The organism is Haemophilus haemolyticus (assembly GCF_003493605.1).
Classification (GTDB): domain Bacteria; phylum Pseudomonadota; class Gammaproteobacteria; order Enterobacterales; family Pasteurellaceae; genus Haemophilus; species Haemophilus haemolyticus_J.
The window spans coordinates 1-14,848 of record NZ_QQKA01000005.1; the positions used below are offsets into that span (position 1 = coordinate 1).

15 protein-coding genes are annotated in these 14,848 nt (G+C 39.1%); 14 read left to right on the forward strand and 1 reads right to left on the reverse strand.

Annotation, left to right across the window (positions count from 1 at the left end; translation table 11 throughout):
• Positions 1–167: 167 nt before the first annotated feature.
• Entirely contained in the window at positions 168–1,046 is an 879-nt protein-coding gene (gene cdd, locus DV424_RS04710; RefSeq protein ID WP_118859237.1) for a cytidine deaminase, read from the reverse strand.
• A 269-nt stretch (positions 1,047–1,315) separates the two neighbouring features.
• Between cdd and DV424_RS04715 the strand changes: the two genes are divergently transcribed.
• The 14 genes from DV424_RS04715 (at position 1,316) to hybG (ending at position 14,835) form a co-directional block, all read left to right on the forward strand.
• On the forward strand, positions 1,316–1,798 hold the full coding sequence (locus DV424_RS04715; RefSeq protein WP_118859238.1) for a Dps family protein: 483 nt from the start codon (positions 1,316–1,318) through the stop codon (positions 1,796–1,798).
• 335 nt (positions 1,799–2,133) lie between these two features.
• Entirely contained in the window at positions 2,134–2,898 is a 765-nt protein-coding gene (locus DV424_RS04720) for a glycosyltransferase (RefSeq protein WP_192880656.1), read from the forward strand.
• A gap of 104 nt (positions 2,899–3,002) precedes the next feature.
• Entirely contained in the window at positions 3,003–4,553 is a 1,551-nt protein-coding gene (trpE, locus tag DV424_RS04725; RefSeq protein ID WP_192880651.1) for an anthranilate synthase component I, read from the forward strand.
• Positions 4,554–4,565: 12 nt separating this feature from the next.
• Entirely contained in the window at positions 4,566–5,147 is a 582-nt protein-coding gene (locus DV424_RS04730; RefSeq protein ID WP_118859241.1) for an aminodeoxychorismate/anthranilate synthase component II, read from the forward strand.
• A gap of 48 nt (positions 5,148–5,195) precedes the next feature.
• Entirely contained in the window at positions 5,196–5,582 is a 387-nt protein-coding gene (locus tag DV424_RS04735) for a tautomerase family protein (RefSeq protein WP_005636019.1), read from the forward strand.
• A gap of 52 nt (positions 5,583–5,634) precedes the next feature.
• On the forward strand, positions 5,635–6,639 hold the full coding sequence (trpD, locus tag DV424_RS04740) for an anthranilate phosphoribosyltransferase (RefSeq protein WP_118859242.1): 1,005 nt from the start codon (positions 5,635–5,637) through the stop codon (positions 6,637–6,639).
• A 37-nt stretch (positions 6,640–6,676) separates the two neighbouring features.
• Complete coding sequence (gene trpCF / locus DV424_RS04745) at positions 6,677–8,110, forward strand: bifunctional indole-3-glycerol-phosphate synthase TrpC/phosphoribosylanthranilate isomerase TrpF (RefSeq protein WP_192880657.1); 1,434 nt, start codon at positions 6,677–6,679, stop codon at positions 8,108–8,110.
• 209 nt (positions 8,111–8,319) lie between these two features.
• On the forward strand, positions 8,320–9,465 hold the full coding sequence (gene hybO / locus DV424_RS04750; RefSeq protein WP_118859244.1) for a hydrogenase 2 small subunit: 1,146 nt from the start codon (positions 8,320–8,322) through the stop codon (positions 9,463–9,465).
• 2 nt (positions 9,466–9,467) lie between these two features.
• Complete coding sequence (gene hybA, locus DV424_RS04755) at positions 9,468–10,508, forward strand: hydrogenase 2 operon protein HybA (RefSeq protein WP_118788301.1); 1,041 nt, start codon at positions 9,468–9,470, stop codon at positions 10,506–10,508.
• On the forward strand, positions 10,501–11,727 hold the full coding sequence (hybB, locus tag DV424_RS04760) for a Ni/Fe-hydrogenase cytochrome b subunit (RefSeq protein WP_005629305.1): 1,227 nt from the start codon (positions 10,501–10,503) through the stop codon (positions 11,725–11,727). Before hybA ends, hybB begins: the two co-directional genes overlap by 8 nt.
• On the forward strand, positions 11,727–13,436 hold the full coding sequence (hybC, locus tag DV424_RS04765; RefSeq protein WP_009500326.1) for a hydrogenase 2 large subunit: 1,710 nt from the start codon (positions 11,727–11,729) through the stop codon (positions 13,434–13,436). Before hybB ends, hybC begins: the two co-directional genes overlap by 1 nt.
• Complete coding sequence (locus tag DV424_RS04770; RefSeq protein WP_118859245.1) at positions 13,436–13,924, forward strand: HyaD/HybD family hydrogenase maturation endopeptidase; 489 nt, start codon at positions 13,436–13,438, stop codon at positions 13,922–13,924. The genes hybC and DV424_RS04770 overlap by 1 nt, the downstream gene beginning before the upstream one ends.
• A gap of 96 nt (positions 13,925–14,020) precedes the next feature.
• Positions 14,021–14,530 (forward strand): hydrogenase-2 assembly chaperone, encoded by a 510-nt coding sequence (gene hybE, locus DV424_RS04775; RefSeq protein ID WP_118859246.1) that lies wholly within the window; start codon positions 14,021–14,023, stop codon positions 14,528–14,530.
• A 29-nt stretch (positions 14,531–14,559) separates the two neighbouring features.
• A complete protein-coding gene (gene hybG, locus DV424_RS04780) occupies positions 14,560–14,835 on the forward strand; it encodes a hydrogenase maturation factor HybG (protein WP_118776010.1) in 276 nt (91 codons plus the stop codon).
• Positions 14,836–14,848 lie beyond the last annotated feature (13 nt).

Below are 14,848 nucleotides of genomic sequence, written 5' to 3' on the forward strand. Positions count from 1 at the left end.
AACTATTTTTACCATTTTGAAGATAAAATTCGATGACTTGTTGCTTGAAAAGAAAATTGTATTTGGTCATAAAAAATCTGCACCTTAGTGAGTTGGTTATTTAGTCCAACTTTTGGGGTGCAGATCATATACGCCCTTTTTTATTTTTCATCAAGGCTCTTTCATACTTACAATGAATGATACTCTAATTTCACTGATGTTAATGTAGAGAGCAAGGTTTCAGCCATCGTTTTATGGCTTAGTTTTAATGCTTTTTCAGCCATCACAATTCGCTCAATATCACTCAATTTTTTATCATTTAAATACGCAAAATTAAGTGCGGTTTGCAACGCTGGCAAACTCGGATTAAATGCGGCGTTTTCTGCATAACGTCCTGTCACCACATCACCATTTTTAAATAAAATCGCAATGCCATGCGGACTATTTGAATAAGGACAATGAGATTGATTTGCAGCTAAAATAGCTTGATTAATCAAATCATCTTGGTGATCTGCAATTAAATCATGATTTTCATCCGCTAAAAGATGAGTCGCAATATCGAGATCCTTCGGTCCAAAAGCATCAGGTAAATAAGAATGTAACGGATTATTTTGGCTATGTGGCAAATGAATTGAAATTTTTTCAGCGCCATGCAATTCATTCATAAATTGACGGCAATGCCCGCAAGGCGTGTAATTGACCACCATATCTGAAATACGACGTTCATTACGCAACCATGCGTGAGAAATTGCGCTTTGCTCTGCATGAATTGTTTGCTGAATAGCTGAATTCGAAAATTCTTGATTCGCACCAAAATAAAAATCACCTTGTTCACCAATAGCAATTGCCCCCACATTAAAATGAGAAATAGCGGTATGGCTATAACTCGCCGCAATCGGCAACAAATGCATAGCTAATTTTAATGGCGTAAGTTCAAAATCACGACAAAGCTGCTCCACTTGGGAACGATTTAAAAAGCCAGCCCAATTTTGCAAACGAATTTCATCAACAATAGCTTGATTGAGTGCATCATCTTGTGGCAATGCGTGCTTAATAAGTTCTTGCATAAGACATCCTTAAAATATTAAAAATTATAACTGCACTTATTAAAGCAAAATTTACTGTTAGCCGCGACCTTTTACTAAAGTATTCCTTATAACTGTGATCCCGATCACTTATTTTGATAGTTTAGATTTATTACAAATTATTAACATATAGCCTTAGGCTATCAATTTTATTGAATAGAACAATTTCACAGCAAATACTAAAAACGTATAATACCCACATCAAAGGCAGGGCATTAGCTCAATTATTCAACTAAAAAAAGGAAATTATTATGTCAAAAACATCTATCGGATTAGACAAAGTTCAATCAGCAGAATTAGCCAATAAACTTAACGAATTACTTGCAACCTACCAAGTATTCTACACTAATGTACGTGGTTACCACTGGAACATTAAAGGTGTGAATTTCTTTGCATTACACGCAAAATTTGAAGAAATCTATACAGATTTAATCACCAAAGTTGATGAAGTGGCTGAACGTATTTTAACTTTAGGTTACACACCAGATAACGCATATAGCCAATACTTAAAAGTGTCTCGTATTAAAGAAGATATCGCAGTAAGTAGCGCACAAGAATGTTTATCAGGCACATTACAAGGTTTAAAAACACTACTAGACCAACAACGCGAAATTCTTGCTCTTGCAGGTGATGCTGATGACGAAGGTACCGCATCACAAATGAGTGACTACATTAAAGAACAAGAAAAATTGGTATGGATGTTCCAAGCAGCTTGCCAAACTTGTCATGCTTAATGGGTAAATTTCAGCTCTAACGAAAACTAACCTGCAATCTATCTAACTTAACAAAGTTAGATGTATTTAAGAACCAAGTTCTACCTTTCTAAGAACTTGGTTTTTTCATTTTAAATTGAATTTACAAAAATAAAGTGAAAAAAATCTCATAAGTGCTATTATCCGCCAACTTTATATTTATGTTTTTCCTCGCATACATTTAAGAGCAAAAAATTAAGTGTATTTTGTGTTAGTCAAAGGTTATTGTAAAAATGAAGGGAGCTATACAGATGAATCAACCAAATGGTAAAACAGTTGCGGTGGTGACTTCAACAATTGGTCGTCCAGAATTAGCTTTGGCTATTAAAAGCGTGCAAAATCAAACTTATCCATGTAAGCATTATGTATTTGTCGATGGTGATATTTTCTGGGATAAGGCCAAATCTATATTAGAACAATTCCCTGATGTAATTCCTATTTACTTACCAATGAATACGGGAAAAAACAGAATCCTTAACGGAGCCATTAATGCTGCTGCAGCTTTTCTTGTTGAAGAAGACATTATTTGTTATTTAGATGATGACAATCAGCTACGAGATGATCACGTGGAAAGCTTAGTAAACGTGATTGAACAAGGTGCTGATTTTGCTTATTCCTTACGATCTTTTTACAATTCAAATCATCAATTTATCTGTCATGATGATTTTGAATCACTCGGAAATTGGACTACAAAAAGTGATATTTTCGTAGATGTTAAAATAGAAGATATTCAGCAACAAATACATTTTAATTTTAACGGAATCAATGCTCATATCGATACCAATTGTTATGCCGTGCCTCGCGAAATAGCGCAGAAAGCTGCACATGGTTGGCATACTCCATCTATCGGTGATAGAGGATTTTTGTCTGCTTTAAAAGATTTGGGTTTAATGGGACAAACCTCTGGAAAATATACCGTAAAATACACTGTCGATTTCAATAAAATGATCGTAGTTCGTCGTTTCTTCCCTCAATTAACACTATCAGATGAAATTAATGATCATATTTCTGCCGACATATTAAAGCTAATTAATCAGCAAAATATTGAATATTACGAAGGTCGCCCTTGGGCAAAGGAATAAAAGTAAACATTTCTCATCAAAAAATATAAAAAATATTAATTCAGACTTGACTTATCTCTTTTGCACTAGTTTAATAGTACAAAAGTTTTCTAAAGGATATCAATATGCAAACTCAAGTCTTTATTACAGTGACAACTCAACCCGTTTCTTATTATGCTGACACCACTGCTATTTTTAATACACTTTGCCAAGCTAATTCGAATTCTCTTCTACTCGACTCTGCTGAAATCGGGAGTAAAAACAGTTTACAAAGCCTGATCTTAGTCAATGCGGCGGTTAAAATAACGTGCTTAGGTCACAACGTCACATTTAAAGCTTTAAATGAGAATGGAAAACAAGTTTTAAAAGAAATTCATCCAAAATTAACCGCACTTGGAAAAGTAAGTACGGTCAATTTTGAAAAAGAATTTTCTGTACAATTTTCACCACTTGATAATCAACTTGATGAAGATAGCAAATTACAGTCTGCTACTATTTTTGATGGGTTGCGTGTTATTTCTACTCTTTATCAACATAGCCAAACGCCTATTTTCTTAGGCGGATTATTTGCTTACGATCTCGTCGCAAATTTCATTCCAATGGATGGCATTACATTGCAACATGATGGTATAAACTGCCCTGATTACAGTTTCTATCTTGCCGAACACCTCATTACCATCGATCATCAAAATCAACAAGCAACACTTAAAAGTTTCTGTTTTGCTCAAGAAGAACAAGTCAATATTGCCAAAACCTCACTTTCTATCGCACAAAAACTAAAAAATATTGATAACGTTCTTTCTATTAAAGCGGCAAGTGATGAAGTCAAAACCAATTTTGACGATCCTGAATTTACTGGCATTGTAAAAGCCTTAAAACACCATATTAACATTGGTGATGTCTTCCAAATTGTGCCCTCTCGCCGTTTTTCCCTTGCTTGCCCGAATACATTAGCCAGTTACGCTCAACTCAAACAAAATAATCCAAGCCCTTATATGTTCTATATGAACGATGAAGACTTTATTTTGTTTGGTGCATCGCCAGAAAGTGCGCTGAAATATGAACCAGAAAATCGTCAGTTAGAAATTTATCCAATCGCAGGCTCACGCCCTCGTGGTTTTGACGCTCACGGCAATATCGATCCTGAATTGGATGCTCGTTTAGAACTAGAACTTCGTCTTGATCACAAAGAACAAGCGGAACATTTAATGTTGGTTGATTTAGCGCGTAACGACATTGCTCGAGTTTGCCAAAGCGGTACGCGTAAAGTGGCAGAATTAATGCAAGTTGATCGCTATTCTCACATCATGCATTTGGTCTCTCGCGTAGTGGGTAAATTACGCCCTGAGTTAGATGCACTTCACGCCTATCAAGCCTGTATGAATATGGGCACATTAACTGGTGCGCCAAAAATCAAAGCAATGCAACTTATTTATCAATTTGAGCAGCAAAAACGCCATAGTTATGGTGGTGCGGTGGGTTATCTCACTTCCGATGGACATTTTGATACCTGTATCGTGATCCGTTCTGCTTTCGTACAAAATGGCATAGCTCATGTACAGGCAGGTTGCGGAGAAGTATTGGATTCTGATCCACAAATGGAAGCTGATGAAACACGCCACAAAGCTGCGGCTGTCTTAAAAGCAATTCGTCAAGTTAATACACAAGCAAAATAAGGAAGAATTATTATGGCTAATATTTTATTTTTAGATAACTTCGATTCCTTTACTTACAATCTTGTGGATCAATTCCGTGTGTTGGGTCACAACGTCACAATTTACCGCAATGACTGCGACTTAGAAAAACTGGTGGAAACCGCACTCAATACACCTGATACCATTCTTGCGCTTTCTCCAGGGCCAGGAACGCCATCAGAAGCGGGGATTTTACTGCCATTGATCGAACGCTTAAAAAATCAAGTACCGATTATTGGAATTTGTTTAGGCCATCAAGCATTGATTCAAGCCTTTGGCGGGAAAGTTGTTCACGCTGGCGAAGTATTGCATGGTAAAGTTTCTCGTATATTCCATGATAACGAAGCGATGTTTAAAGATCTTGCTAATCCAATGCCTGTGGCGCGTTATCATTCTTTAATGGGACAAGATTTACCAAAAGAATTTATCGTCAATGCAGAATATAATGGCATTATCATGGCAATTCGTCATCGCGATTTACCCATTTGCGCATTCCAATTTCACCCTGAAAGTATTTTAACTGTGCAAGGTTCGCAATTATTACAACAATCAATTGAATGGTTGTTAAATAGATAAGACATCAAAAAGTGCGGTGATTTTTAGCCGCACTTTACAGGAGAAAAAATGATCACCGTATTCGGACTTAAATCCAAACTCGCACCACGTCGTGAACAACTGGCAGAAGTAATTTATAACAGTCTCTATCTCGGCTTAGATATTCCGAAAGGTAAACACGCGATTCGCTTTTTGTGTTTAGAAAAAGAAGATTTTTACTACCCTTTTGATCGTAGCGATGATTACACGGTCATCGAAATTAACCTAATGGCTGGTCGTATGGAAGGCACGAAAAAACGCTTGATAAAAATGCTGTTTAGCGAATTAGAGTACAAACTCGGCATCCGTGCTCACGATGTAGAAATTACAATTAAAGAACAACCCGCGCATTGCTGGGGTTTCCGCGGAATGACTGGCGATGAAGCGCGCGATTTAGATTACGATATTTATGTTTAATAAAATATAGAAAATTAACAAATCTATATACAAATAAAAACAGGAATAAACTATGCAACACAACCAATTATTAGAACAACTTTATAGCGGATATTCACTTTCAACCTCAGAAAGCACCGCACTTTTTAATGCAGTCATCCAAGGTGAGCTTTCCAATGAACAAATTGCTGCAATGCTTATCGCTTTAAAAGTGCGGGGAGCAAATACGGAGGAAATTACTGGTGCGGTTGCCGCCTCATTACAAAATGCCAAAGCATTTCCACATCCAAATTATCCTTTTGCGGATATTGTAGGAACGGGTGGTGATGGACAAAACACTATTAATATTTCCACAGCTAGCGCGATTGTGGCAGCATCAATGGGAGCAAAAGTGGCAAAACATGGCAATCGTAGCGTGTCGAGTAAATCAGGCGCTAGCGATGTTCTTACCGCACTTGGCGTGGATGTAAACGTCACACCAGCGCAAGCTCGACAAGCATTAGATGAAATTGGCGTCTGCTTTTTATTTGCTCAACAATATCATTCTGGTTTCCGCCATGTTGCGCCAGTCCGTGCAGCTTTAAAAACGCGCACTATCTTTAATATTTTAGGCCCGCTTATCAATCCTGCTCGCCCGACTTATCATTTGCTTGGCGTATATGCGCCTGAATTAGTAAAGACCTATGCTGAAACCGCCGTTGCCTTAGAACATCAACATTCCTTTGTTGTACATGGTTCTGGCTTAGATGAAGTCGCATTGCACGGCGAAACACAAGTGGCAGAAATTAAAAATGGCAAAATTGAATATTTCACTTTAACGCCTGAAGATTTTGGCTTAAAAACGCAATCCCTCGAAAGCCTTCGCGGCGGCGAACCACAAGAAAATGCTCAAATGCTCACCGCACTTTTACAAGGCCAAGGAAAGACTAAACACGCAAATGCTGTGGCAGCAAATACGGCATTATTATTGAAATTATTCGGGCATGACGACTTAAAACAAAATGTGCAAAATGTATTGGCCCATCTTGCATCAGGTAAAGCCTTTGAAACATTACAGAAATTAACCACATATAAATAAAAAGCTAATTTGATAGGCCACAATAAGAAGAAAAATGATGATTACTCAAGATTTTACCAAACCCATTGATTCCGCTACGGTGCTACAAAAAATTGTGCTTGATAAAGCGCAATGGGTTCAAGCAAAAGAAAAGGAACTTCCACTTTCACAATTTAAAGAAAAGATTCAACAATCTGACCGCTCTTTTTATGATGCGTTAGCAAAAGGTACGCATCAAAAGCCCGCCTATATTTTGGAATGTAAAAAAGCTTCCCCTTCCAAAGGATTAATTCGTGCTGAATTTAATTTGGAAGAAATCGCCAATGTCTATAAACATTATGCCTCTGCTGTATCTGTTCTGACAGATGAAAAATACTTCCAAGGGAATTTTGAGTTCTTGCCGTTAGTTCGCGGTATCGTGAGCCAACCTGTGCTTTGCAAAGATTTTATGATTAGCGAATATCAAGTTTACCTTGCTCGCTACTATCAAGCGGATGCGATTTTATTAATGCTTTCCGTGGTAAATGATGAAACTTATCGTGTACTGGCAGATCTTGCACATTCTCTTGGTATGGGCGTATTGACAGAAACCAGCAATGAGGAAGAATTTGAACGTGCTCTTAGGCTTGGTGCGAAAATTATTGGTGTAAATAATCGTAACTTGCACGATTTAACTGTGGATTTAAATCGTGTTGTTGAACTCACTAAAAAATACGCCGACCGAATCCCTGCTGATGTACGTATTATTAGCGAATCAGGCATTTACAATCACAAGCAAATTCGTCAATTACAAAAAGTGGCGCATGGTTTCTTAATTGGGAGTAGCTTAATGGGCAACCAAGATTTGAATAATGCGGTTCGCTCAGTGATTTTTGGAGAAAATAAAGTATGTGGTTTAACACGCGCGCAAGATGTCAAAATCGTTTACGAAAACGGTGCACTATACGGCGGATTAATCTTCGCAGAACATTCAAAACGTTGTGTGAGTTTACGCCAAGCGCAAGAATTGGTAACCGCTGCTCCACTTCGATTTGTTGGTGTTTTTCAGAATCAAGAAATTGACTTTATCGTAAAAATAGTCAATCAGTTACAGCTTTATGCGGTGCAATTACATGGTGTAGAAACAGAAGCATTTATTACCGCACTTCGCCAACAACTACCAAAAAACACGCAAATCTGGAAAGCGATTTCGGTCAATACTGAAGCCCAAAGTGCGGTCGATTTTACCGATGATTTGAATGTGGATCGTTATATTTTTGACAGCCAAACAGCCAACCAGCAAGGTGGCACAGGAAAAACTTTTGATTGGTCATTAATTCCCGAACATCTTAAGCACAAGATTATTTTAGCTGGAGGGATCTCGCCAAATAATGTAGAACAAGCCATTGCGCAAGACTGCTTAGGTTTAGATCTTAATTCAGGGGTAGAAAGTTCTGCGGGCGTAAAAGATCAAGAAAAAGTGCGGTTAGTTTTTGAAAAAATTTGTTCTTAATCCAATCTAAGGCTGTATTCTACAGCCTTTATTTTTGTTCTTTTTCAATTAAATAAGAACAACTCTCAAATACAATAACATTCCGTTCACAATTTGGACATACTTCTGTTATAAATTCTTCATTTTTTGATTCTAGTCAAATTATTTTTGATAAAAACATTTATCATTGCGCAATTCCCACAATAAATGTGTGTCTTTGGAGTGATACTATGAATAATCCGGATGGCGTTTTTTCTGCATTGGCAGATGTTTCTCGTCGAGATTTTATGAAATTATGTACCGCACTTGCGGCTACAATGGGGCTAAATTCTAAAGCTGGCGCTGAAATGACGGCAGCAATGTCCAGTCCAGCACGCCCACCAGTGCTTTGGATTGGTGCGCAAGAATGTACTGGCTGTACCGAATCTTTACTGCGTGCAACCCACCCGACTGTTGAAAATCTCGTACTAGATTTAATTTCCCTTGAATATCACGAAGCCCTTTCAGCAGCATTTGGTGAGCAGGCAGAAGAAAATAAACATAATGCTATCCATAACTATTACGGCAAATATATTTTGGTTGTGGATGGCTCGATTCCGATTAAAGATGGCGGTGTGTACTGCATGGTGGCAGGCAAACCAATTGTGGAACATATTCGTGAGGCCGCAAAAGGTGCCGCAGCCATTATTGCTATTGGATCCTGCTCATCTTGGGGCGGCGTGCCTTCAAGCGGTGGCAACCCAACAGGTGCGGTCAGTCTTTCTGAAGTTTTACCAAAAGGCACGCCAATTATTAACATTCCAGGCTGTCCTCCTAACCCACATAATTTCTTGGCAACCGTTGCCTATATCATCACTTATAAAAAATTACCAGCAATGGATAAATTAAATCGCCCATTGTTTGCTTATGACCGTTTAATCCATGAAAACTGTTATCGCCGACCGCACTTTGATGCAGGCCGTTTTGCAAAAGAATTTGGCGATTATGGTCATCGTCATGGCTGGTGTTTATATCATTTAGGTTGTAAAGGGCCCGAAACTTACGGCAACTGCTCTACACTAGAATTCTGTGATGTTGGTGGTAATAACTGGCCTGTGGGTATCGGACATCCTTGCTATGGCTGTAACGATCAAGGCATCGGCTTTACCAAAGGGATTTTCCAATTAGCGAACGTCGAAAATCCAACACCACGCGTAGAAAAACCAGATGTGAACAATGTTGAAGGCGAAGGAGCCTCAATGACGGCGATTGGTCTATTAGGCGGTGCCGCAGCCATTTTAGCGGGTGTCAGCGTCGTGACATTGAAAGAATTAAGCAAACAACATAAAGCGAACAAAGCAGCAGACAAACAAGCCAATCAAGATCAAGGACACTAAAGATGGATAGACGAAATTTCCTAAAAGCAGGTCTGCTGGGAACAGTCACATCAGGTCTGCCCGTTGCAAAAGCCGAAGCGGTGGAAAATCTTCCGCCAATTCCTGGCGCACTTGGGATGCTTTATGACTCCACACTTTGTGTTGGCTGTCAGGCTTGTGTCGCAGAATGTCAGCAAGTGAACAAAACACCTGTCAATCCAAAAGGTGAGCAAACTTGGTCAAACAATGACAAACTTACTCCGTTCACACGCAATGTGATTCAAGTATGGAGCGATGGAGACGGCAAAAATAAAGATAAAACAGAAAACGGTTATGCTTATGTTAAAAAACAATGTATGCACTGTGTTGATCCAAACTGCGTTTCCGTTTGTCCGGTACAGGCTTTAACCAAAGATCCTAAAACAGGTATTGTTAAATACGATCCTGATATTTGTACTGGTTGCCGTTATTGTATGGTGGGCTGTCCGTTTGACGTGCCAAAATATGATTACGACAATCCATTTGGTCAAATCAGCAAATGTGAACTTTGCAACCAAAAAGGTGTGGAACGCTTAGATAAAGGTGAATTACCAGGGTGTTGTCATGTTTGTCCAACCGGCGCAATTATTTTTGGTACCCGTGAAGAACTTTTAGCAGAAGCAAAACGTCGTTTAAGTTTATTACGTGGCACAGAATATGACTATCCTCGCCAACACGTAAACAGTAAAGACACTTATCGTGCAACTGTGCCAGCCTATCAATATCGTATTTACGGTGAAAAAGAAGGGGGCGGGACACAAGTATTAGTGTTAAGTGCGGTTCCGCAAGAAAATTTAGGTTTCCCTGAGTTAGATGATATTGCTACAGGTGCACGCGCAGCGCATTTACAACACTTCTTGTATCGCGGTTTGGCATTGCCACTGGTGGCGTTAGCTGGTTTAACAATGATGACTTATAAGAATATGCACGGCGATAAGATTCGCGAACGAATTGAAGCGCAAAAAGAAGCAATGCGCCAAGCTCGTAAAGAAATGGAAGAAGCGGAGGATGAACATCATGGGTAATCCACGTCCAGTGGGCGGCCGATTAGTTTCCGCCAGTATTCTCTTTTTTGCACCTTTGGCTGTAATTTGTATCTTATTAATTATCAAACGTTTGTTCTTAGGTATCGGTTCCGTCACCGCACTTAACGGCGGTTATCCTTGGGGCTTATGGATTTCCTTTGACTTACTTGTAGGTACAGGTTTTGCCTGTGGTGGTTGGGCATTAGCTTGGACAGTATATATTTTCAACAAAGGGAAATATCACCCTCTTGTGCGTCCCGCATTGCTTGCCAGCTTATTCGGCTATTCATTAGGTGGTCTTTCCATCACCATTGATATGGGGCGTTACTGGCACTTGCCTTACTTCTACATTCCAGGTCAATTCAATACAAACTCGGTGTTGTTTGAAACCGCATTTTGTATGACGATCTACATCATTGTCGTCACCCTTGAATTTGCGCCAGTTTGGCTGGGATTCTTAGGATTGAAAAAATGGTTTAATAAGCTCAACAAAATTATGTTCTTTGTTATCGCACTTGGCGCACTATTGCCGATGATGCACCAATCATCTATGGGATCATTAATGATCGCCGCTGGTCATAAAGTTCATCAAGTATGGCAAAGCTATGAAGCATTACCAATCTTATCCTTACTCACCGCATTTATTATGGGCTTTTCTATCGTCATTTTTGAAGGTTCTTTAGTACGAGCAGGTTTAGCAGGAAAAACACCAGATGAGCGTTCACTCTTTACCCAGCTTGCAAAAGTGACCGCTGGATTAATCGCACTTTTCCTTGCAGTACGCTTTGGCGAGTTGATTTATCATGACAAACTCCATTATGTATTCGGATTCGATAAACTTGGTAAATTTGAAGCTTGGATGTTTTGGATGGAAGTATGGCTAATGACATTACCATTACTTACTTTATTCCTTGGTGAGAAAAAATCTGATTCACGTTGGCTGTTTATCTCAGCCTTGAGCATGTTGCTCGGTGCAGCCCTATGGCGTTTAAATTATTCAATGATTATGTACGATCCAGGTAATGGCTATCGTTACTTCCCATCAGCAGAAGAATTGCTAATTTCTATTGGTTTCGTTTCCATCGAAATTTGCGCCTATATTTTAATAATTCGTCTATTCCCTGTCTTACCTGTGTTGAAAGAAAAACATCATGAAGACTCGGAACAAATTATTGCCGAAAAAGCACAATTCAGTAAAAAAATGAGCGGAGCAGAATAATGACTGAAAAAAAACGTATCTCAATCGACCCTATCACACGCATTGAAGGCCATTTGCGTATCGATTGCGAAATTGAAAATGGCGTAGTAACAAACGCTTGGTCATCAGGCACAATGTGGCGAGGTATGGAAAATATCGTGAAAGGTTCAGATCCGCGTGATGCTTGGATGATTATGCAACGTATTTGTGGCGTTTGTACAACCGTTCACGCCATTATGAGTGTGCGTGCAGTAGAAGATGCTCTCGGTGCCAAAGTGCCAGTAAATGCACAATATATTCGCAATATGATTCTTTCTGCTCATAGTATGCACGACCATATCGTTCATTTTTATCAACTTTCTGCGATGGACTGGGTAGATATCACTGCGGCACTGAATGCTGATCCCGATAAAGCCGCTGAAATGCTTAAAGGTGTTTCAACATGGGGATTAAACAGTGCAAATGAATTCCGCAATGTGCAAAATAAAATTAAATCTTTAGTTGAAAGCGGTCAGCTTGGTATTTTTGCCAACGGTTATTTCGGTCACCCTGCCATGAAATTACCGCCAGAAGTAAACTTAATTGCGGTGGCTCACTATTTACAAGCACTTGAATGTCAGCGTGATTGTAACCGTATTGTGGCATTACTCGGCGGAAAAACACCACACATTCAAAACTTAGCAATTGGTGGTGTGGCAAACCCAATCAACTTAGACTCTCAATCAGTATTAAACTTAGAACGTTTAATGTTTGTAAAATCCTGTATTGATCGTTTAAATGACTTCGTGACTCAAGTTTATCGTGTTGATGCAGCTATTATTGCGGCTTATTACCCTGAATGGCTCAATCTTGGTAAAACATCAGGCAACTACCTTTCTGTACCTGAATATCCAATTGACGGTGATAATTCTAAATTTGTTCTAACGGGTGGCTATATTGAAAACTTCGATATTTCAACCTTCCGTCCAATTACGCAACAAAAAGATGAATTTGTTGTAAAAGGAATTAAAGAAAGTGGTAAACACGCTTGGTATGAAGACGATGAACCGCTTGAACCTTGGGCTGGTTTAACACGTCCGAAATATACAGGCTGGCAAGATGAAGGCAAATATTCATGGGTAAAAGCACCAAGTTTCTACGGAAAAGTTGTTGAAGTTGGCCCTCTTGCCTATTTAATGTGTAACTTAGCCAATGAAAATAAAGATACATTACATCACTTTAACCATATTAAAGGGTTGTATGAAAAACTAAGCGGCAATACCTTATCTGTTGACCATTTACATTCAACCTTAGGACGCATTATTGCTCGTACCGTACATTGTTGCGTGCTAAATAATATTCTTGAACAACAATGGAAACTACTTGTTGATAATATTGGCACTGGTGATACCGTTGCTTATCTCAAAACAGACATTCCACAAACTGGTGAGTTTAAAGGTGTTGGTTTTGGTGAAGTACCTCGTGGCATGCTCTCTCACTGGGTTGTTGTTAAAAATGGCAAAATCGAAAATTATCAAGCCGTTGTACCATCAACGTGGAATGCAGGCCCTCGTAACCAGAATGATGAAATGGGGCCTTATGAGCTTTCCATCATCGGTACACCTGTAGCAGATCCAACAAAACCATTAGAAGTTGTGCGCACCATCCACTCTTTCGACCCTTGCATGTCATGCGCAGTGCATGTTGTGAACACAGAAAATGGTGAAGTCACACAAGTGAAGGTACTCTAATGAAACCATTAATCTTAGGCGTTGGTAATATTTTACTCGGCGATGAAGGCGTGGGCGTACGAATCGTCCAAGCCCTAGAAAATCGCTCTGAAATTTTACCGCACTTTGACGTGGTTGATGGTGGTACTTGTGGCATGGAATTACTAGATGAAATGGCAAACCGTGAGCATATCATCATCATCGACGCCGTACTTGCTAATAAACAGCCAGGAGAAATCATTGTGCTTCATGATGAGCAAGTGCCAGTATTTTTCTCGCGTAAAATTTCACCACACCAACTTGGTATTTGTGATGTGCTTTCTGCGTTAAAATTAACGGATGAATTCCCTAAAAATCTATGTTTAATTGGGGTTCAACCAGAAACTTTTGACCCACAGATTGCATTAAGTGAAACAATTCAAAAACAATTTCCAGTGATTTTTGAGACATTGGAGAATGTTTTAAAAGAATATGATCTTTCCTCCGTGGGTAAGTATACCCACGGTTAAACATTGTCGCTCCCCTTTGGGGAGCATCACCTTGTCCTAAAGGGACAAAATTATAACTAACCAAAGGTATGCTTACTCTAGGTTATAGTAAATATTATGTATCGACACGAAAAAACACCAGAAAATACCACCGCACTTGAAGGTGTTATTCAAGGCTTATCCGAAGATCCATCTTCAATCTTCCAAAACGAAATGCGAAAAGTTGCAGGAGAAATGAAAGATCTTCCTTTCTATCGAAAAAGTATCGACTGCTATTGCCCTAAATTTATACTTTTTGAAAACCAATGGATAGGTACAGTTGTGACACCTTGGATGTTAAGTATTGTCATTTTGCCAGGCAAAGATCAAGAATGGGAACCGCGCGAAATTGGCGATAAACTTTCAGTACAGCTGCCCTATAAAACCTTCACTTTTACAGTGAGTAGTTTAGAAAATATTCCACAATATCTTAGTTGCTCCCTTCATTCTCCGATTGATCCTGCTATGACAAATACTCAAGCAGCTCAACTCGCACAAGATTGCCTCAGAATGATTTTATCTATGCCAACAAAAGCAACAACTTTTGATCCAGATCGACGTAACTTATTCCGCGCGATAGTAAAATAGACACAAATTTCAATAGGAGTGAATGTATTATGTGTTTAGGTGTTCCAGGCCAAATTGTTAAAATTGGCGAAAGCGCTCTTCAACTTGCCACCGTGGATGTATGTGGCGTACAACGTGATGTGAATATTTCACTGGTCTGCAATGGAGATCCTGCCGATTTACTTGGCAAATGGGTACTCGTTCATGTTGGCTTTGCAATGAGTGTTATTGATGAAGATGAAGCTAAGAAAACCCAAGAAGCCCTGCTGGCTATGAGTCAACTCGAACACGAAGTTGGGGATTTTTTAGGATTAAATCAAAAATAGAAAAGTAGGCGTT

What these genes read in the sequence shown, in the direction of transcription:
- DV424_RS04735 (WP_005636019.1), top strand. Translation starts at nt 5,196, where the DNA reads ATGATCACCGTATTCGGACTTAAATCCAAACTCGCACCACGTCGTGAA.
- hybA (WP_118788301.1), top strand. Translation starts at nt 9,468, where the DNA reads ATGGATAGACGAAATTTCCTAAAAGCAGGTCTGCTGGGAACAGTCACA.
- trpD (WP_118859242.1), top strand. Translation starts at nt 5,635, where the DNA reads ATGCAACACAACCAATTATTAGAACAACTTTATAGCGGATATTCACTT.
- DV424_RS04730 (WP_118859241.1), top strand. Translation starts at nt 4,566, where the DNA reads ATGGCTAATATTTTATTTTTAGATAACTTCGATTCCTTTACTTACAAT.
- hybC (WP_009500326.1), top strand. Translation starts at nt 11,727, where the DNA reads ATGACTGAAAAAAAACGTATCTCAATCGACCCTATCACACGCATTGAA.
- hybB (WP_005629305.1), top strand. Translation starts at nt 10,501, where the DNA reads ATGGGTAATCCACGTCCAGTGGGCGGCCGATTAGTTTCCGCCAGTATT.
- trpE (WP_192880651.1), top strand. Translation starts at nt 3,003, where the DNA reads ATGCAAACTCAAGTCTTTATTACAGTGACAACTCAACCCGTTTCTTAT.
- hybG (WP_118776010.1), top strand. Translation starts at nt 14,560, where the DNA reads ATGTGTTTAGGTGTTCCAGGCCAAATTGTTAAAATTGGCGAAAGCGCT.
- DV424_RS04770 (WP_118859245.1), top strand. Translation starts at nt 13,436, where the DNA reads ATGAAACCATTAATCTTAGGCGTTGGTAATATTTTACTCGGCGATGAA.
- cdd (WP_118859237.1), bottom strand. Translation starts at nt 1,046, where the DNA reads ATGCAAGAACTTATTAAGCACGCATTGCCACAAGATGATGCACTCAAT.
- trpCF (WP_192880657.1), top strand. Translation starts at nt 6,677, where the DNA reads ATGATTACTCAAGATTTTACCAAACCCATTGATTCCGCTACGGTGCTA.
- DV424_RS04715 (WP_118859238.1), top strand. Translation starts at nt 1,316, where the DNA reads ATGTCAAAAACATCTATCGGATTAGACAAAGTTCAATCAGCAGAATTA.
- hybO (WP_118859244.1), top strand. Translation starts at nt 8,320, where the DNA reads ATGAATAATCCGGATGGCGTTTTTTCTGCATTGGCAGATGTTTCTCGT.
- hybE (WP_118859246.1), top strand. Translation starts at nt 14,021, where the DNA reads ATGTATCGACACGAAAAAACACCAGAAAATACCACCGCACTTGAAGGT.